The 17,040-nt window shown below is 63.7% G+C and carries 17 protein-coding genes and 1 pseudogene; 9 read left to right on the forward strand and 9 right to left on the reverse strand.

Translation table 11 applies throughout. The features are described from left to right. Nucleotides 1–208: 208 nt before the first annotated feature. Together FJ949_RS11770 and FJ949_RS11775 are read left to right on the forward strand one after the other, a co-directional pair. Nucleotides 209–418 (forward strand): DUF2061 domain-containing protein, encoded by a 210-nt coding sequence (locus tag FJ949_RS11770; protein ID WP_140495915.1) that lies wholly within the window; start codon nt 209–211, stop codon nt 416–418. A 122-nt stretch (nt 419–540) separates the two neighbouring features. Continuing rightward, complete coding sequence (locus FJ949_RS11775; protein WP_140495916.1) at nt 541–1,725, forward strand: MFS transporter; 1,185 nt, start codon at nt 541–543, stop codon at nt 1,723–1,725. Nucleotides 1,726–1,839: 114 nt separating this feature from the next. Here FJ949_RS11775 and FJ949_RS11780 read toward each other — a convergent pair whose 3' ends face one another. Beyond that, nucleotides 1,840–2,397, reverse strand: coding sequence for a GNAT family N-acetyltransferase (locus FJ949_RS11780; RefSeq protein ID WP_140495917.1), 558 nt, complete (start codon nt 2,395–2,397; stop codon nt 1,840–1,842). A gap of 51 nt (nt 2,398–2,448) precedes the next feature. Continuing rightward, nucleotides 2,449–3,153, reverse strand: coding sequence for a DNA helicase (locus tag FJ949_RS11785; RefSeq protein ID WP_140495918.1), 705 nt, complete (start codon nt 3,151–3,153; stop codon nt 2,449–2,451). Nucleotides 3,154–3,442: 289 nt separating this feature from the next. Between FJ949_RS11785 and FJ949_RS11790 the strand changes: the two genes are divergently transcribed. Beyond that, nucleotides 3,443–4,432 carry a hypothetical protein gene (locus FJ949_RS11790; RefSeq protein WP_140495919.1) on the forward strand — a complete coding sequence of 330 codons (990 nt, stop codon included), beginning with the start codon at nt 3,443–3,445 and terminating at the stop codon, nt 4,430–4,432. 46 nt (nt 4,433–4,478) lie between these two features. On the opposite strand, the gene FJ949_RS11795 is transcribed toward FJ949_RS11790, so the two are convergent. Beyond that, on the reverse strand, nt 4,479–5,270 hold the full coding sequence (locus FJ949_RS11795; protein ID WP_140495920.1) for an alpha/beta fold hydrolase: 792 nt from the start codon (nt 5,268–5,270) through the stop codon (nt 4,479–4,481). Between the two features lie 102 nt (nt 5,271–5,372). Here FJ949_RS11795 and FJ949_RS11800 point away from each other — a divergent pair, with 102 nt between their 5' ends. Continuing rightward, entirely contained in the window at nt 5,373–6,299 is a 927-nt protein-coding gene (locus FJ949_RS11800; protein WP_140495921.1) for a LysR family transcriptional regulator, read from the forward strand. Between the two features lie 28 nt (nt 6,300–6,327). Here the strand turns inward: FJ949_RS11800 and FJ949_RS11805 are convergent, their stop codons facing one another. Beyond that, nucleotides 6,328–6,777, reverse strand: a complete 450-nt coding sequence (locus tag FJ949_RS11805; protein WP_140495922.1) for a GatB/YqeY domain-containing protein — start codon at nt 6,775–6,777, stop codon at nt 6,328–6,330. A gap of 278 nt (nt 6,778–7,055) precedes the next feature. Between FJ949_RS11805 and carA the strand changes: the two genes are divergently transcribed. Continuing rightward, entirely contained in the window at nt 7,056–8,267 is a 1,212-nt protein-coding gene (gene carA / locus FJ949_RS11810) for a glutamine-hydrolyzing carbamoyl-phosphate synthase small subunit (protein ID WP_140495923.1), read from the forward strand. 13 nt (nt 8,268–8,280) lie between these two features. Here the strand turns inward: carA and FJ949_RS11815 are convergent. The 3 genes and pseudogenes from FJ949_RS11815 to mntR form a co-directional block, all read right to left on the reverse strand. Further along, nucleotides 8,281–9,530: pseudogene (locus tag FJ949_RS11815) on the reverse strand (TCR/Tet family MFS transporter). A gap of 157 nt (nt 9,531–9,687) precedes the next feature. After that, nucleotides 9,688–10,620, reverse strand: coding sequence for a neutral zinc metallopeptidase (locus FJ949_RS11820; protein ID WP_140495924.1), 933 nt, complete (start codon nt 10,618–10,620; stop codon nt 9,688–9,690). 204 nt (nt 10,621–10,824) lie between these two features. Further along, nucleotides 10,825–11,274, reverse strand: a complete 450-nt coding sequence (gene mntR / locus FJ949_RS11825; protein ID WP_181165236.1) for a manganese-binding transcriptional regulator MntR — start codon at nt 11,272–11,274, stop codon at nt 10,825–10,827. Nucleotides 11,275–11,506: 232 nt separating this feature from the next. On the opposite strand from mntR, the gene FJ949_RS11830 reads away from it, so the two are divergent. From FJ949_RS11830 to FJ949_RS11840, 3 genes are all read left to right on the forward strand, one after another. After that, nucleotides 11,507–12,871: an Nramp family divalent metal transporter gene (locus FJ949_RS11830; RefSeq protein WP_140495926.1), complete on the forward strand. Its 1,365-nt coding sequence runs from the start codon at nt 11,507–11,509 to the stop codon at nt 12,869–12,871. Nucleotides 12,872–12,917: 46 nt separating this feature from the next. After that, complete coding sequence (locus FJ949_RS11835) at nt 12,918–13,760, forward strand: protein-L-isoaspartate O-methyltransferase (RefSeq protein WP_181169820.1); 843 nt, start codon at nt 12,918–12,920, stop codon at nt 13,758–13,760. Nucleotides 13,761–13,862: 102 nt separating this feature from the next. Further along, nucleotides 13,863–14,513, forward strand: coding sequence for a dihydrofolate reductase family protein (locus tag FJ949_RS11840; RefSeq protein ID WP_140495927.1), 651 nt, complete (start codon nt 13,863–13,865; stop codon nt 14,511–14,513). Between the two features lie 60 nt (nt 14,514–14,573). Here FJ949_RS11840 and FJ949_RS11845 read toward each other — a convergent pair whose 3' ends face one another. Then, the gene (locus tag FJ949_RS11845) at nt 14,574–15,452 is read right to left on the reverse strand and encodes a LysR substrate-binding domain-containing protein (protein WP_281405509.1); all 879 of its coding nucleotides are present in this window, start codon (nt 15,450–15,452) and stop codon (nt 14,574–14,576) included. Between the two features lie 87 nt (nt 15,453–15,539). Between FJ949_RS11845 and FJ949_RS11850 the strand changes: the two genes are divergently transcribed. Then, entirely contained in the window at nt 15,540–16,139 is a 600-nt protein-coding gene (locus FJ949_RS11850; protein ID WP_140495928.1) for a LysE family translocator, read from the forward strand. Between the two features lie 62 nt (nt 16,140–16,201). On the opposite strand, the gene FJ949_RS11855 is transcribed toward FJ949_RS11850, so the two are convergent. Beyond that, entirely contained in the window at nt 16,202–16,996 is a 795-nt protein-coding gene (locus tag FJ949_RS11855) for an SDR family oxidoreductase (protein ID WP_140495929.1), read from the reverse strand. Nucleotides 16,997–17,040: the final 44 nt, after the last annotated feature.

Below are 17,040 nucleotides of genomic sequence, written 5' to 3' on the forward strand. Positions count from 1 at the left end.
CTCTCCCTTCTTTGAGACACCTCATCCCACCTCGCTTTGCGACGCCACCTCCCAACAAACAAGGGCAGAAGGAAGAGCGCCGCACTCTGTCGAAAAAATTGTATTGCGGCAGAATTGCATGGCGTCGGTCCTTCGGCGGCAAAATTGCCATTGCCGCGTTTCCATCGCTCGGGCTAGGCATATCAGCCAAAGCTTTCGGAGGAGATCGATGGACACCCATTCGCGCAGTTTCGCCAAGGCGCTTTCGTGGCGCGTGACCGGCACCATCGATACGATGATCATCTCGCTGGTGGTGACCGGAAGCGTCAAGCTGGCGGCCGCCATCGGCGTGACAGAAGTCTTCACCAAGTCGCTGCTCTATTATTTTCATGAGCGGGCATGGCTGAAGGTTCCTTATGGACGCAAGACCCCGTTCTGAACCCGGGGTCAAGATTTTGAACCCGGAGATCAAGAAAAGCTAAAGCGGCGACAAAAATTTCTGGATTGCCGGCAGCGCGCATCCGTGGTTTGAGGCCTGCATTCGAGGATTTAATTCCCGCCATGTCGCTTCCGCTCATCGCCCTGTTCATCGCTGCCTTCGCTTTCGGCACCACCGAATTCGTCATCGCCGGCGTGCTGCCGCAGGTGGCGCAAGGGCTTGGCGTTTCGGTTCCGACATCGGGCTATCTCGTCTCCGGCTATGCCTGCGGCATCGCCATCGGCGGTCCGCTTCTGGCACTTGCCACCAAGTCCTTGCCGCGCAAAACCTTGCTGCTCGGCCTCGCGGTCGCCTTCACCATCGGTCAGGCGGCCTGCGCGCTGGCGCCCGACTTCACCTCGATGCTGCTTCTGCGCATTGCCGTCGCAGTCGCGCATGGCGCTTATTTCGGCGTCGCCATGGTGGTTGCGGTCGGGCTGGTGCGCGGGGACCAGCGCGGCATGGCGGTGGCCGTCATCCTGTCGGGCCTCACTGTCTCCAACGTGATCGGCGTGCCAGCGGGCACTGCCATCGGCAACATCTGGGGCTGGCGCGCGACCTTCTGGGTTATGTGCGCATTGGGCGTGGCGGCCACGCTTGCCATGGCAGCCCTTTTGCCGCGCACCGCAGGCTATCAGGCCAAACCCGCCGGCCTCGCCCGCGAGGTCCGCGTGCTTGCCCGCCAGCAGGTCTGGACCTCGCTGATCCTGATGCTGATGCTGATGATCGGCCAGTTCGGCCTGTTCACCTACATCACCCCGACATTGCTTGAGATCACCGGCCTCGACGAGAACCTGGTGCCCTGGGTGCTCTTGCTCAATGGCGTCGGCGCCACGCTTGGCGTCTTCCTCGGCGGCAGGCTAGCCGACTGGAAGCTGATGCCCTCGCTGATCACCATGCTGGCCCTGCAGGCGGTGACGCTTGCGGTGATCTATGCCGTCAGCCCCTATCCCGTGCCGATGGTCGTGGCGATCGTCATCTGGGGCGGCCTCAACTTTGCCATCGGTACGCCGATCCAGACCCGCATCCTGTCCTGGACTGCGGATGCCTCGAACCTGGCCTCCTCGCTGATCCCATCCGGCTTCAATATCGGTATAGCGCTCGCGGCATCGCTCGGTGCCGCCATGCTCAATGGCGGTTACGGTTATCGCAGCCTGCCGCTGCTTGGCGCTGTGGCGATGCTCGTCGCAGTCGCGGTGGCGCTCGCCTCGCACATCTGGGAGTGGCGCAGCAACGCCACGCCACCGCTGACGGCAGCGGCTGAGTAGATTATCCGCGTCAGGACATCCACCACCGATCATGCCTGATCCGGGCGTCCACCGGCGCAAGCACGACGCGATGAACAGTCATGTCTCGCCCAGCGGCTGCGCAGCTCCAACGCATTACAGATCGATGCGGAACCGCAGGCTCTCCGCTCCGCCATAGGCGGCATCTTCGAGGAAACGTTCGACCAGTCTGCCGCCGTTGGCCAGGATCACTTTGTGCGAGGCCGGATTGCCAGGTTTTGCGGTGATGTCGACATGAGCCAGGCCGACCGCCCTCGCCTCATCCAGCATAAGCCGCAGCGCTTCCGTCGCGTAGCCGCGTCGCTGTTTCCACGGCACCACGGCGTAGCCGATATGGCCAAGCACGTGCGGCGGCAGCGCCGACGTGCCCTTCTGCCAGCGCAGGCCGATCGAGCCTGACGTCTCGCCGTCCCACATCCAGCGCCTGAAGCCCGGCAGGCGCGGGACCTGTCTGCCGTCAGGCAAGGTGATCGGCGGCCCCTTGGCCTCGGGATCATCGAGGCTGGCCAGGAACGCCGCCGGATCCTCCTCGATTGCGGCAAGCTGCTCGCGAGCTGCCTCCATGAGCCGTACATTGTCGGGCGACCAGCCGCGCTCGAGCGCAGCCTTGTAGGACGCCAGATGCTTGAGCCCGGGCTTGATGATTTCGATCATGATCCATGCTTCCTTGCAAGCAAGCAGGCATAGCGATGGCCACTGGAACGCTCAAGCGGGCTGGAACCGGATCGCGCCCCTGTTGAGGAAACATGCCTTGCTGAACAGCGACAGATCCAACGGGTTCGGCAGCCGAACGTCATTCAGATCGGGAAGCGGCTTCGTCGACGGATCGTAGGAGCGGTCGATCTGCGAGATGAAGACCAGGATCACGCCCGTGTCACGCGCAAAAGCTTTCAGCGTGCGGACCTGATCCATCAGCTCCGGATTGTCCCGTTTCTGGTCGAGCAGTTGCAGATAGTCGATGACAGCGAGCGTCCCGCGCGCCGCCGATCCCAACACCTCGACGATGTAGTCGGCGCTGATGCCATCGGAAGTGTCGAACGCGAACAATCGGTCGAACTGGGCGGGGTCCGCCCCGATGGCGCGAAACCGGTCCAGCACATCGCGATGCGTGTATTCCAACGAGAAGAACACGCCGCGATGGCCACGCTTCATGGCTTCGACCGCGAGTTCGAGGCTCATCAGCGTCTTGCCGTGGCCTGGTCGCGCACCGACCAGAACCAGGTCGCCGGGCATCAGCCGCGAGAACAGCCTGCCGGCGGCCGTCGTCTCGGCTGCCTTGGCCGCAAGCAGACTCCAACTCGCAAAACCTTCGCGGGCTGCAATACGGTCAAGCGCCTGATGGAGCGGAATCTTCTCCTCGCGGGACAACAGCCTGGCTTGACGCTTCAGATTGTAAATGGGCGCAATCATCGCAAACCTCCTGGTGCGAGCAGTCTTCGCAACCCCTCCTTATGCCTGGTGCTCGAACAGTCGGTTCGATGATCGGATTGCCCCGCATGAATGATGCTTTCCCGACGGAGGGAGGAGGCGTGGGCGCGCCGGAATCAGACAATACCCTAATGCTGGCGGGTCGAAAACGCGCATACGTGCCGGGAATGCTGAACAAGATGTGTTTCGCCGGCCGGCGTAAGCCGATTTATGATCGTGCCGGGGTGATTCACCGCCAAAACACAAACGCTTCGACAGGAGAACGGGTCTGGTGCGGTTGAGATCTATCCCGCTGGGTGTCGTCGCCAGCCTCTTCCTCGTTGTCGTCGCTTTGACGGCACGGTCCTTTGCCGCGCCCTCGGCCATTCCGGCCTGGCTGCAGGCCCATGTCGGCGAAGGTGATGGCCAGATCTCAACTGTGGTCCTGGAGCGGGCCCGAGCGCTTTACCTGAAGAAAGTCGGCGCAGGAGCCGTTAACAATCCCTGCTACTTCGCCATGGATGCGACGCGCCCTAGCGATCTGGGCAACAACAAACTGGGTCACCGTTATTACATCATCTGCGAGGCCAGCCAGGCGTTTCGCGCCGTTTCGGCGGGCCACGGCAGCGGCCGGAATCTGAAGGGCGTCGCAGATTTCGCCAATGGCAAGCGCTGCGCGAAGAACTTCGGCAATGCGCTGGATTCGTCACTGACCGCCGGCGGCGCCTATATGACCGGCGAGGCGAAAACCTCGTTCAAGGGCTACTATCGCACCGCAGCGAAGCAGGACGTGGCTTTCATGCGTACCTTCGTGCAGTTCGATGGCGAGGGCGAGGCCGCGAACGCCAGGCAGCGCGTGATCGGCGGGCATCCGGCGGAAGTGCTGAAGGGAATGTGTCTTCGCAAAGACCCGGCCAGCTCGCATGCCGACCATGACGGCTACGTGCCGTTCGGCAAACTGGTGGATTATGCCGGCGGCCGCAGCAATGGCTGCACCAGTTGGTCGGCGGCGGATGCGCGGCAGATCATCCCGATGGTGAAGGACAATCCGACTACGCTCTACATCTACCCTGAATCGCGCGACATCGCCGCCGTTGCGCAAATCGTGGCGGCGGGCCGTTCGCTGTCGGACGCTGGCCCCTATTGGAACGCATCCTGCCTGAAGGAAATCGGCACGCCGAAATTCTGGCCGCGAAAGACGCTCGAGCCGATCATTGCCCAATACAGGAAGGACCACCCGGCACCGCCGCCGCAGCCGGTGCCGATCTGCAAGGAGCCGTGAGGTCCGTCCCGGCTCCGGGGATGCGGGGTCTACGGGATCGCATCCCTCAGCGCAGAAAATCGAACACCGCCTGCATGAAACCGGATGGATATTCGACATTCGACAGGTGAACCGCCGGCAGGACGACCAGCTTCGCGCCGGGCACCGCCGCGGCGATCAGTTCGCTGTGGCTGGCCGCCGTCACCGTGTCGTGCTCGCCGGCGATCACCAGCGTCGGCCGCGAGATCAGCGCCACGGTGCGGCGAAGGTCGGCGTCGCGCACCGCCGCAAAGAGGCCCGCCAGGCCTTGTCGGTCGATGGTGAGCAGCATGGCGCGAAATTCCTCGATGAAGGGCTCGTTGGCCGCCACCATTTTTGCCGGGAACCAGTTGTTGAGGAACGTTTCGGCGGTATCTGCCATATCGGACGCCTGCCGGACGGCGGCAATGCGATCGTCGAAATAGCTTGCCGGTCCGAGATGCGACGAGGTGTTGCTCAGGATCAGCCGGTCGATCCGCTCCGGCGCGTGGATGCCGAGCCATTGCCCGACGAAGCCGCCCAGCGACAGGCCGAGGAAATGCACGCGGCCAAGGCCGAGCGCGTCGAGCAGCTCGATCACGTCGCCGCCGAGCCGATCGAGCGAATAGGCGCCGGCCGGCACGCTCGATCCGCCATGGCCGCGAAAATCATAGCGCAGAAGATGGAAATGCCTGGACAGCTCGCCGACCTGTCCATCCCACATATGCAGTGTGGTGCCGATGGAGTTCGACAGCATCAGCACCGGGTTTGCCGCATCGCCGTCGAAGCGGTAGGCGATGCGCGTGCCATCGCCAACAGTTACGAAATTCGCCTCATTCATGATGAAAGATCCTTCTGGAAGGGTTGAATGAGACAGAGCGTAGCCATGTCGTTGTTTTGTTGATATTACAAAGTCAGGACAATCTCTGTAATCAAAGCTGACATGGCTGACTTCACCTTGCACGACCTGCAGTGCTTCGACGCCGTGATCCGCACCGGCGGCTTTCAGCCGGCGGCGGCCCTGTTGCATCGTTCACACCCGGCTGTATTCGCCGCTGTCGCCAAGCTGGAACGGCAGCTCGACCTCGTTCTCCTGGACCGCAGCGGCTATCGCGTGCGCCCGACCGAGGCCGGGCTGTCGTTCCACCGCCGGGCGCAATCGCTGCTGCGCGAACTGGAAGGCCTGCGCGTGCATGCCGCCCAGCTCTCGATGGGCGAAGAAAGCGAAATTCATGTGGTGATCGGCGACCTCTGCCCACGACCGCAGGTGCTGGGCCTGCTCGGGCGGTTCTTCGCGCAATGTCCCGGCACGCGTCTGCACCTGCACTTCGAGGCCGTCGGCGGCCCTTGGGAGCGTCTTTTCGACGACGAGGCCGATCTGGTCCTGCACTGGATCGACAAGGGCGATGCGCGGGTGGAATGGATCGACTTGTGCAAGGTGCCGTTCATTCCCGTGGTGGCACCGGGCTTTCTGCCGGAGCGCATCGAGCCGCCGATCACACCCGACCAGATGCAGGCGCTCACCCAATGCGTGATGCGCGACACTGCCCGCCATTCACCGCAACAAGATTACTTCATGGTCGAAGGCGCGCCGCAATGCCTGGTCGCCGACCAGGGCATGAAGAAGGAGATCATCCTGCAGGGCCTCGGCTGGGGCCACCTGCCACGCTTCCTGATCGATGAGGAGCTGCGTGATGGACGCCTGCGGTCCATCGCCGGCCCTCATATGCCGGGCCGCACCGACGAACTGGTGGTGGCGCGCCGCCGCGACCGTCCCCACGGGCCGGTCGCCAACCGTTTGTGGGATCATATCCAGCAGGAGGCGCCGGCATTGCGCCACGCGTTGGAGCCCCAGAAGGTTGTTCCATAGGGCAGGCAAGCACCGACGGTCGCGCCGGCTACTGCAGCAGTCCCTTGACGATGCCGCTTGCCTTGCCGAAATCCATCTGGCCGGCATATTTCTGCTTAAGCGCCGCGATCACCTTGCCCATGTCTTTCTGGCTGGCGGCACCGGTCGCCGCGATCGCCTCGCGCGCCGCGGCGGTGATGGCGGCATCGTCGAGCTGCGTCGGCAGGAAATCGCGGATGATCTCCATCTCGCTGCGCTCCTGCGCGGCCAGTTCCGGACGCTTGCCGTCTTCGAAGGCCTTGGCCGATTCTTCGCGCTGCTTCACCATCTTGGCCAGGATCTGCAGGATCTCCTCGTCGCTGGCCGGTTCCTTGCCGGCACCGCGATTGGCGATATCGCGATCGTGGATGGCGGCTTGGATCAGCCGCAATGTCGGCAGCCGGTGCTTGTCCTGCGCCTTCATCGCGCTCTTCAGGGATTCGGCGATTTTTGCGCGCATCGTGCTCTCTCCTTCGGTCGGCGCGGACAATAGCGCCCGGTGCGGACCAACGCAAACCCTGATATGTCGAGGCAAGCCTATGATATTGCTCAATGAAATAAATCGTAGCGGCATTTCCCATCATCATTGACCGACCTGCCCCCTTCCCCTATGTACTGGGCCTTGCATGAACTGAAGCTTGAGTGCGTGGAGGCAGCGAATTCGCCGCTCCGCGCCGTTTGCCGCGCAAATAGCCCGCCGGGCCTGTTTGAAGCGCGCGGCCTGATAGGAGTGCCGCCATGGCCGACACCGCGTCCACCCCCGCTTGGGCCACCGAGAAACCGACGGCATTGCTGGTGCTGGCCGACGGCACCGTCATTGAGGGTCGCGGTCTCGGCGCAACGGGTTCGGCGGTCGCCGAGGTCTGCTTCAACACCGCGCTTACCGGCTATCAGGAGATCCTGACCGATCCGTCCTATGCCGGCCAGATCGTCACCTTCACCTTCCCGCATGTCGGTAATATCGGCACCAACGGCGAAGACGTCGAGGACCTCAATCCGGCTGCTCGCGCCGGTGCCGTCGGCGCCGTGTTCAAGGCCGATGTCACCAATCCCTCCAACTACCGCGCTGCCGGCCATCTCGATCAATGGCTGAAGAAGCGCGGCATCGTCGCCCTCTCGGGCATCGACACCCGCGCGTTGACCGCGTTGATCCGCGAAAAGGGCATGCCCAACGCCGTTATCGCGCATGCGACCGACGGCGTCTTCGAACTCGACGACCTGAAACGCCGCGCCGCCGCGTGGTCCGGCCTGATCGGCCTCGACCTCGCCAAGGAGGTCACGTCAGGCCAGTCCTCGGTGTGGCGCGAGACGCCTTGGGTGTGGGACGAGGGCTTTGGCGAACAGGACGAGCCCTCCATGCATGTCGTCGCCATCGACTATGGCGTCAAGCGCAACATCCTGCGCCTGCTTGCGGGGCTTGGTGCCAAGGTGACCGTGGTTCCGGCCAAGACCGGCGCCGAGGAAATCCTCGCCATGCAGCCGGACGGCATCTTCCTGTCCAACGGCCCCGGCGACCCTGAAGCCACCGGCGCCTACGCCGTGCCGGTCATCCAGGACCTGCTCAGGACCGAGATTCCGGTGTTCGGTATCTGCCTCGGCCACCAGATGCTGGCGCTGGCGCTGGGCGGCAAGACCGCCAAGATGCATCAGGGCCATCACGGCGCCAACCATCCGGTCAAGGACCACACTACAGGCAAGGTCGAGATCGTCTCGATGAACCACGGCTTTGCCGTCGACGCCGACTCGCTGCCGTCAGGCGTCGAGGAAACCCATGTCTCGCTGTTCGACGGCTCGAATTGCGGCATCGCGCTGACAGGCCGGCCGGTATTCTCGGTCCAGCACCACCCCGAGGCCTCGCCCGGCCCGCAGGATTCGCATTATCTGTTCCGCCGCTTCGTCAACCTGATCCGCGAAAAGCGCGGCGAGGAACTGCTGGCCGAACGGGCTTAGTTCCGACAGATCCTCATATTCGTGCCCCATCTTCCGCGACGCCTTTGGTGACGGTTCCGAGTGCCGCAGGCCTCGCCACTTTCGTAACGAAGACAACGAGCGCCAGCACTAGGAAAACCGCGCCAACCAGGTAAGGCGCACCGCCGAAGGTCACTGGCGCGCTTGGCCCGGTGAACCAGGAAAAAATCGCGGTATAGAGCAGCGGCGTGACGATCGATGTGATCGAGAAGATCGACGTCATCGCGCCTTGTAATTCACCCTGCGCCGAAGGCGGCACCTTGGCGGCGGCGAGGCTCCTGAGCGGCGGGTCGGCCAGCGCTTCCAGGCAGCCGACGACGATCACCGCAGCGTCGCGAAGGCGTAGCCGAAAGCACTGAGCGCCGTGAACGCCAGACCGATCACCGCCGTCCTCCACTCGCCAAGCCTGGGAATGATGCGTGGCAGCACCGTTGCCATGACGATGGCTCCGCACAGGCCGAAAGCGCCGAGCGAAAAACCGATCTGCTGCTCGTTCCAGCCATAGCGATAGTTGGAGACGAACGACCAGACCGCCGGATACATCATGTGGCCGAGCGTCATCAGGAAGAAGACGAGCCCGATCCAGCCAATGCCTTGATATTGGCGCATCTGCAGAAGCGTGCCGACTGGGTTGGCGCGCTTCCACTCGAAGCGCCGGCGGTGCTTTTCATCGAGCGTTTCGGGCAGCAGGAACAGCGCGATCAGGAAGTTCACAAAGGCAAGTCCGGCGGCGAAATAAAACGGCACGCGCGGCCCGAAGGTGCCGAGCAGCCCGCCAAGGACCGGCCCGATGACGAAGCCGACGCCGAAGGCGATGCCGAGCAGGCCGAAATTCTTGGCCCGGTTCTCATCGTTCGAGATGTCGGCGATGAAGGCTGATGTGGTCGAATAGCTGGCGCCTGAAATGCCGGCCAGCACGCGCCCGATGAACAGCATCGGGTAGGACCAGGCTATGGCGCAGATCAGATTGTCGATGGAAAACGCCAGCACGGAGGCGAGAAGGATCGGCCGCCGGCCGAACCGGTCGCTCAACCCGCCCATGATGGGCGCGAAGAAGAACTGCATGGCCGCATAGACGAAGAACAGCCATCCGCCCTCGATCGCCGCCTCCGAGACGCCGACGCCGGTCAATTCTTGCAGATAGGCCGGCAGCACCGGCATGATGATGCCGAATCCGATGATGTCGAGGAGCAGCGTCGTGAAGACGAGCGCAAGCCCCCGCTTGGCGGTTTTGGGATCGATCATGGTTTCGTCTGCTCCTTCCCGGCGCCTGGCGCGCAGGCGGAGGCACTTATAGGCGAGCCCGCCATCAGGAACAATGAGGGAACAAGCAGGACGTTCGCATCCTGACACCCCCTGACGACATCCTTGCCGTCAGGTCACCCGTGAAAGAACCGGATGCTCAGATCGGGTTGTTGAACGTATCGCAGTCGGAAAGCTTGCCGCTCTTGTAGCCGCGCGCCAGCCAGGTCTGCCGCTGCGCCGACGTGCCGTGGTTGAAGCTTTCCGGCACTACATAGCCCTGCATTTTCTTCTGCAGCGTATCGTCGCCGATCTGCCTGGCGGCATTGAGCGCGCTTTCCATATCGCCTTGCTCCAATATGCCCTTCTGCGCCGTATAATGCGCCCAGACGCCGGCGAAGCAGTCGGCCTGAAGCTCGACGCGCACCGACATCTGGTTGGCTTCGGCCTCGCCCATGCTTTGCCGCATCTGGTTGAATTTGGACATGATGCCGGTCAGATTCTGCACGTGATGGCCGACCTCATGCGCGATCACATAGGCCCGCGCGAACTCGCCCGAGGCGCCGAACTGCTGGTCCAGCTGCTGGAAGAATGTCATGTCGAGATAGACCTTGTGGTCGCCGGGGCAATAGAACGGTCCGGCCGCCGACAAGGCGAAGCCGCAGGCCGAGCGGATCTGCCCGCTGAACAGCACCAGCTTAGGGTCCTCATAGGTCAGTCCGTTGGCCTTGAAAATGCCGGTCCATGTGTCCTCGGTCTCGGCCAGCACGGTTGCCACGAACTGCTTCATCTCGTCGGAAGCCGGCGCACCGGTGCCGCCGTCCTGGCTGCCGCTGTTGTCCGTTATCTCGCCGCCGCCAGGCAGCAGGCCTCCACCGCCGCCGCTCAGCACCTGGATCGGATCGATGCCGAAGGCTTTCAGGCCGAAATAGAGCACGACGAGGATGATGATGGTCGAGATCGACATGCCGCCGCCGCTTCTGCCGCCGATCGGAATGCGGAACTGGCCGGGTCCGCCACCACCAAATCCGCCGCCGCCGCTGCTGCGCTGGTCCTCGACATTGTCACTCTGACGACGGCCTCTCCAGAGCATGGCAACTCCCCGCGCTGCGAATTTACTGGTCGATCCGGCGCGAGGCCGGCTCCACCTCATGAACAATTATCTCAATGGTTGCGCCAAGTCACAGCATTTTTCGCGGCCGTGGCCGTGCTGGCATGATGGCTCGCTGCTCTGGCCGCGACTGTGGAATGTCTATGGTATCGCCGGCGAAACGGGGCCGGCGTCTTGGCAAAGTCCCTAGCCCGCCGTCATCGCCTTGCGGAACGCTTCCAGTGTCTCGGCGCTGACATGGTGCTCTATGCCCTCGGCATCGATGCGCGCCGTCTCGGCGCTGACGCCGAGCGAACGCAAAAAAGCCTCCACCGTCTGGTGGCGAATGCGGCTCTCTTCCGCGACCTTGCGACCGGCTTCGGTGAGGAACACGCCGCGATAGGGCTTTCTGGAGACCAGCCCGTCGGCACACAGCCTGGTCAGCATCTTGGCCACTGTCGGTTGAGCGACCCCCAGCCTGGCTGCGATGTCGACCTGGCGGGCCTCGTTGCCGTCCTCGATCAGGTCGGCGATCAACTCGACATAGTCCTCGACCAGCGCGCTGCGGCGCGCTTCGCGCGTCTGCCGGAACCCTTCCGAATGGACATCGGCATCGGGCAGCGGCTCACGCGGGACCGGTCTGTTCTTCAGCGCCAATATGCGCTCCTCCTTGGCTGCCCGAAGATTGAATCGGCCCGCATTCATAGCACGGGCCCCGACAATCCTGGCGTTTATTTGCATTCGGGCCCAGGCGCAACCGCATCGCCGCCGCGTCGGAGCACGATCGATCGCATCACAAAAGCATGATCAATGAAATATAGCATATTGCATAATGTTGAGCTGTGGCATAGATAGGAGGCATCATCCATTGCATCAAGCGGAATTCGCCATGTCCGAGACCGACGCCACCGCCATAGCCAGAGCAACGTGGCGGTTCGACAGGCCAGGCGATGAGCAGCCAAGCCTGCGCGAGGTCAATTCCTCGATCGCCGTACCGAATTCGGGCGTCTGGTTCCGTCGCCTGTTTGCCTTCATGGGGCCGGGCTACATGGTCTCGGTCGGCTATATGGACCCGGGCAACTGGGCGACCGACCTCGCCGGCGGCGCCCAGTTCGGCTACACGCTGCTGTTCATCATCATGCTGTCCAACCTGATGGCGATCCTGCTGCAGGCGCTGGCCGCGCGTCTCGGCATCGCCACCGGCCGCGACCTCGCCCAGGCCTGCCGCGCCTACTACCCGCGTCCGGTCAACTTCGTGCTGTGGATCGCCTGCGAGCTCGCCATCATCGCCTGCGACCTCGCCGAAGTGATCGGCACCGCGATCGCGCTGCAGCTCCTGTTCGGCATTCCGCTGATCGGCGGCGCCATGCTCACCGCGCTCGACGCCTTCCTGGTGCTTTTGTTGATGAACAAGGGCTTCCGCTATCTCGAAGCCTTCGTCATCGCGCTTCTGATCATCATCTTCAGCTGCTTTGCCATCCAGATCTTCGTCGCCGCGCCACCAGCCGGCACGATCCTGCATTCGATGTTCGTGCCGTCATCCGAAATCGTCACCAATCCGGCGATGCTCTACATCGCCATCGGCATCATCGGCGCCACCGTCATGCCGCACAATCTCTATCTGCACTCCTCAATCGTGCAGACCCGCGCCTATGAACGCACCGACGAGGGCAAGCGCGACGCCATCAAATGGGCAACGACGGACTCGACCATCGCCCTGATGCTGGCCCTGTTCGTCAACGCCTCGATCCTGATCGTGTCGGCGGTCGCCTTCCACAACACCGGCCACCAGGACGTCGCCGAGATTGGCCAGGCTTTCGAACTGCTGTCGCCGCTGCTCGGCCTGAGCATCGCCTCGATCCTGTTTGCCGTGGCGCTGCTCGCCTCCGGCCTGAACTCGACGGTGACCGCCACGCTTGCCGGCCAGATCGTCATGGAAGGCTTCCTGCGCCTGCGCATTCCGCAATGGGCGCGGCGCCTGCTGACGCGCGGCCTCGCCATCATCCCCGTGGTGGTCGTCACCGCGCTCTACGGCGAAAAGGGCACCGGCCAGTTGCTGGTGTTCAGCCAGGTGATCCTGTCGATGCAACTGCCCTTCGCGGTAATCCCGCTGGTCCAGTTCGTCTCTGACAGGAAGAAGATGGGCAGCCTTGCCATCCCGCGCGGCGTTGCGGCGCTCGCCTGGGTGGTCGCCGCCATCATCCTGGTGCTCAACTTCAAGCTGCTCTACGACACGCTATTCGGGATCGGCTGAGATCGGCCGCGACAAAGACGCGACCCGCGCTATTTTTCGGTCTGTCATGACGACGATAGCCCAATCCCGAAGCTTCTATGCCAAGCTGATGGCTGCCCAGGCGCATTCCGCCGATCCGCGTCTTGAAGAGGTGTTCGCGGCCGTGCCGCGCGAGGCGTTTCTCGGTCCCGGCCCATGGACGATCGTCGCCGGCAAAGGCGTTATCGAGACGCCGAGCGCCGACCCGCGCTTCATCTACCAGAACGTGCTGGTGGTGCTCGATGCCGACAAGGGCATCAACAATGGCGAGCCGTTCCTGCACGCCATGTGGATCGGGAAACTCGCGCCCAGGCCCGGCGAGGCTGTCACTCACATCGGCGCCGGCACCGGCTACTACACCGCTTTGCTGGCCAGGTTGGTTTCACCTGGTGGCACCGTTGCCGCCTTCGAACTGGACGCCGATCTTGCCTCGCGGGCAAAGGCAAACCTTGCGGCCTACGAGAATGTCACTGTCATTCCTGGCGATGCCGTCACATCGGACTTGCCGCCATCGGATGCCATCTATGTCAATGCCGGCGTCGCGGCACCTCCACCCGGCTGGCTCAAGGCGCTGAAGCCGGACGGCCGCATGATCTTCCCGTGGCGCCCGGCCGAGCGCGTTCCCCTGGCCGTTCTGGTGACCCGCACCGAAAAAGGTTTTGCCTGCGACCCTTTCATGCGCTCCTGGTTCATCCCTTGCTCCGGCGCGTCGATTGCAAGCCCCGCGGCAAAAATCCCGACGCGCGACCAGGCCGCGCGCAGCCGCTCGATCTGGCTGACGGCGGACAAGTTGCCGGACCGCACCGCCACCGCGATCTTTGAGCATGTCTGGTTTTCGTCACGCAGCCTCGATGCGCGGCCTCGGGGCTGACGAACCGAAATTCGGCAGGGCCTGTCGGACGGCCAGCCAGTCATCCGTCCTTGGACTGAAGTCCGGCCCTGACGGCATGGATCGAAACAGGAGGAGCATCCCATGAGAAAGATCATAGCGGCGACATTCGTCAGCCTCGACGGCGTCATGCAAGCGCCGGGCGGCCCGGAGGAGGATCCCGTCGGCGGCTTCAAGTTCGGCGGCTGGACGTTCCACTATTTTGACGAAGTGGCGGGCGCGGCGATGGATGAACTATTCTCCAAGCCCTTCGCCCTCTTGCTCGGCCGCAGAACCTACGACATATTCGCCGCGTACTGGCCGTATCAGAAAGATCCGATCGCGGATGCCTTCAACCCTGCGAACAAATATGTGGCGACGCATCGTCCGGACTCGCTCACCTGGCAGAACACGCAATCGCTTGGGCCTGATATCGTCCCGGCGTTGCGCCGCCTCAAACAGGAAGATGGACCTGACCTGCTCATCCAGGGATCGGCCAATCTGATCCAGACCTTGCTCGCCAACGGGCTGATCGACGAGATTCGGCTGATGATCTTCCCGCTGTTGCTGGGCAAGGGCAAGCGGCTGTTCGGCGATGACGCGATGCCGGCTGCCTTCAAGCTGACCCGCTCGCAGACTTCCAGCACCGGCGTCATCATGGCGATCTACGAGCGCGCCGGCGAAATCAAGACCGGTTCCTTTGTCACGGGGGAGCCATCCGACGCCGAGCTCGAGCGGCGCAGGACCTGGAAGTAAACGCTTCTTTTCCTCTCCTCCACGTTCGTGGAGGAGAGAAACCAGGTTCTGAGAAGTCCCTCAAGCCGCCTGCGGCCGGCGCGCCAGCCCGTCGCGTATGTGCCGTGCGAACGCTTGCGCCGCCGGGCCGACGCCGTGCCTCGGCAGATGCAGGTTGATCGAGAAATTCGGCAGCGGCGGCAGGCCGGATTCGGACGGCAATATGTCGAGATCGGCCGGCACCGTGGAGGCCAGCCAGGTTGTGACGGCCAGATCGGAACGCACCGTTGCGGTCGTCGCGTCAATATTGCCGTTCTCGAACACGGTGCGCCATTCCAGCCCATGCTCGTGGAGCGCCGAAAGCACCACCGGCCGGAAGGCGCAGCTGTCGGCGACCATCGAGACCGGTAGGGGACGCTTGGCGCGCGCGAGACCGCCCTTGGCGCCGACCCACACCAGCCGATCGATGGCGAGGCACTCGCCATCCGACGCCCCCACCCGTTCCTCGATGACCGCCAGGTCGATGGTGCCGGCCGCGAGCGCCGCGGCCAGTTCCGGCGAGGAGGCGCAGACCAGCGATATCTCGACCTGCGGATAGGTTTGCGCATAGGCCTTCAGCACCGGCGCCAGCGTCGTGCCGACGAGGTCGTAAGGCACGCCGAACCGCACCTGGCCGGCCACGGCATTGGCAGCCATTTCGGCCCAGATCTCGTCGTTGAGGCTGAGCAGCCGCTTTGCCTTGCCGAACAGCCGCTCGCCGGCAGAGGTCAGCCGCAAGCCGCGCCGGTCGCGCTCGAACAGGCTGCGGCCGAGCGCCTCCTCCAGCCGCCGGACTTGCTGGCTGACGGCGCCTTGCGTCAGGTGCAGCGCATTGGCCGCCGCCGTCATGCTGGCCTTGTCGGCGACGGTGACGAAGGTGCGCATGAGCGTCGTATCGAGGTTGCGGATCATGTCCTGCATTATAGATGCTAATGCTTGTCATCGTAAACATTGCATTTACTGATATGCGGCTGCATCTAACATGAGGCCTCCGACAGAGGACGCCGCATGCTCCAACCCGTCATCCCGCTGATCCTGTTCGCCCTGGTGGCGACCAGCACGCCCGGCATCGCCACCACCTTGTCAACGGCGTCGGGCGCGCAGTTCGGCTTTCGCCGCTCCATCCCGCTGGTGGTTGGCAGCGCGGCCGGCCTGGCCACAGTCACCGGGGCGGCGGCCGCCGGACTGGCCGGCCTGCTTCTCGCCATGCCGTCCTTGCAGCTTGCCATGAAGATCGCCGGCTCACTCTACCTCGTCTGGCTGGCGCTCAAGATTGGCCGTGCGGGGGCGCCCAAGCTCGATGTGACGATGATCAAACCGAACAGTTTTCTCGGCGGTGCCGGCATTCAGTGGCTGAACCCCAAGGGCTGGGCGATGGGGCTTGGAGCCGCGGCATCCTTCGCCGCACTCGCCGACGGGCCGGCGCGGCTGGCCCTGCTGCTCGGCTCCACCTTCGGCCTCACCGCCGCCTTCTCGCTGTCGCTATGGTGTGTGGCCGGCATGCTGCTCGCCCGGCTGCTGAAGACCGAGCAGCAATGGCGCGCGCTCAATATCCTGCTCGGCCTGGTGCTGGCGGCATCGATCATTCCGATGTGGCGGCAGGCGTAAGATGGGCCTGCAGAACCTGGGTTCCTCGCCCCCGCAAGGCGAGGCGAGGAACCCGAATCCTGTCAAGCCGCGTAGCGTGCGGCTGGCTTGTCGGCGTGCAGGCTGCCGTAGAAGGTCTGCCGGGCGCCAAGGAAGGCGTCCAGCTTGGCCGTATCGGCAAGCGCGGGCACGGTGACGGCTTCGCCCCTGGCCAGGCCGACAAGGGCAGCATCGACCATATCGTCGGCGGTCATGATGATTTCCTTCGGAAGCTGGTCGATATCGCTTCCCGCGGCTTCCCAGAAATCGGTCCGGGTCGCCCCCGGCAGCACCACCTGCGCCTGGACGTCGGTGCCGGCGACCTCGCGCTGCAGGGCTTCGGTGAAGTTGACGACATAGGCCTTGGTGCCGCTGTAGATGCCGCCGAATGAGGTGTCGAAGGCCAGCACCGAGGCGATGTTGACGATAGCGCCGCGGTTGCGCGCGAGAAATCCCGGCAGCACAGCACGCGTCAACCGCGTCAGGGCGATCACATTGACCTTGATCATGCGTTCAGCCGCATCGGCGTCCGCCGTCGCAACCACCTGCGCACCGCCAAGCCCGGCATTGTTGACCAACAGCGTGACGCTGTCATCCGTCGATACCGCCCGCTCCACCCGCCGCACATCATCGTCGTCGGCCAGATCGGCACTGATCACGCTGACCTTGCGGCTATAGGCATAGCGCAGCCTTTCAGCCAATTCCTCGAGCCGGTCGGCGCGGCGCGCCACCAGCACCAGATCATATCCCTGCCCCGCCAGCCGGTCGGCATAGACAGCGCCGATGCCGGAGGAAGCGCCGGTGATGACGGCGGTGCCCTTCTTCTCATTCTTGCTCATTGTCCTGTTCCTTTCGCGCTCTTCGCTCTGGTTCGGCTTCGACG

This window comes from Mesorhizobium sp. B2-4-1, assembly GCF_006442185.1.
Lineage (GTDB): Bacteria > Pseudomonadota > Alphaproteobacteria > Rhizobiales > Rhizobiaceae > Mesorhizobium.

Coding starts and splice junctions, on each gene's coding strand:
- FJ949_RS11780 (WP_140495917.1), bottom strand. CDS start 2,397: ATGATCGAAATCATCAAGCCCGGGCTCAAGCATCTGGCGTCCTACAAG.
- FJ949_RS11805 (WP_140495922.1), bottom strand. CDS start 6,777: ATGCGCGCAAAAATCGCCGAATCCCTGAAGAGCGCGATGAAGGCGCAG.
- FJ949_RS11795 (WP_140495920.1), bottom strand. CDS start 5,270: ATGAATGAGGCGAATTTCGTAACTGTTGGCGATGGCACGCGCATCGCC.
- FJ949_RS11775 (WP_140495916.1), top strand. CDS start 541: ATGTCGCTTCCGCTCATCGCCCTGTTCATCGCTGCCTTCGCTTTCGGC.
- FJ949_RS11835 (WP_181169820.1), top strand. CDS start 12,918: ATGACGACGATAGCCCAATCCCGAAGCTTCTATGCCAAGCTGATGGCT.
- FJ949_RS11830 (WP_140495926.1), top strand. CDS start 11,507: ATGTCCGAGACCGACGCCACCGCCATAGCCAGAGCAACGTGGCGGTTC.
- FJ949_RS11820 (WP_140495924.1), bottom strand. CDS start 10,620: ATGCTCTGGAGAGGCCGTCGTCAGAGTGACAATGTCGAGGACCAGCGC.
- FJ949_RS11840 (WP_140495927.1), top strand. CDS start 13,863: ATGAGAAAGATCATAGCGGCGACATTCGTCAGCCTCGACGGCGTCATG.
- FJ949_RS11855 (WP_140495929.1), bottom strand. CDS start 16,996: ATGAGCAAGAATGAGAAGAAGGGCACCGCCGTCATCACCGGCGCTTCC.
- FJ949_RS11800 (WP_140495921.1), top strand. CDS start 5,373: ATGGCTGACTTCACCTTGCACGACCTGCAGTGCTTCGACGCCGTGATC.
- FJ949_RS11770 (WP_140495915.1), top strand. CDS start 209: ATGGACACCCATTCGCGCAGTTTCGCCAAGGCGCTTTCGTGGCGCGTG.
- FJ949_RS11785 (WP_140495918.1), bottom strand. CDS start 3,153: ATGATTGCGCCCATTTACAATCTGAAGCGTCAAGCCAGGCTGTTGTCC.
- FJ949_RS11845 (WP_281405509.1), bottom strand. CDS start 15,452: ATGCAGGACATGATCCGCAACCTCGATACGACGCTCATGCGCACCTTC.
- carA (WP_140495923.1), top strand. CDS start 7,056: ATGGCCGACACCGCGTCCACCCCCGCTTGGGCCACCGAGAAACCGACG.
- FJ949_RS11850 (WP_140495928.1), top strand. CDS start 15,540: ATGCTCCAACCCGTCATCCCGCTGATCCTGTTCGCCCTGGTGGCGACC.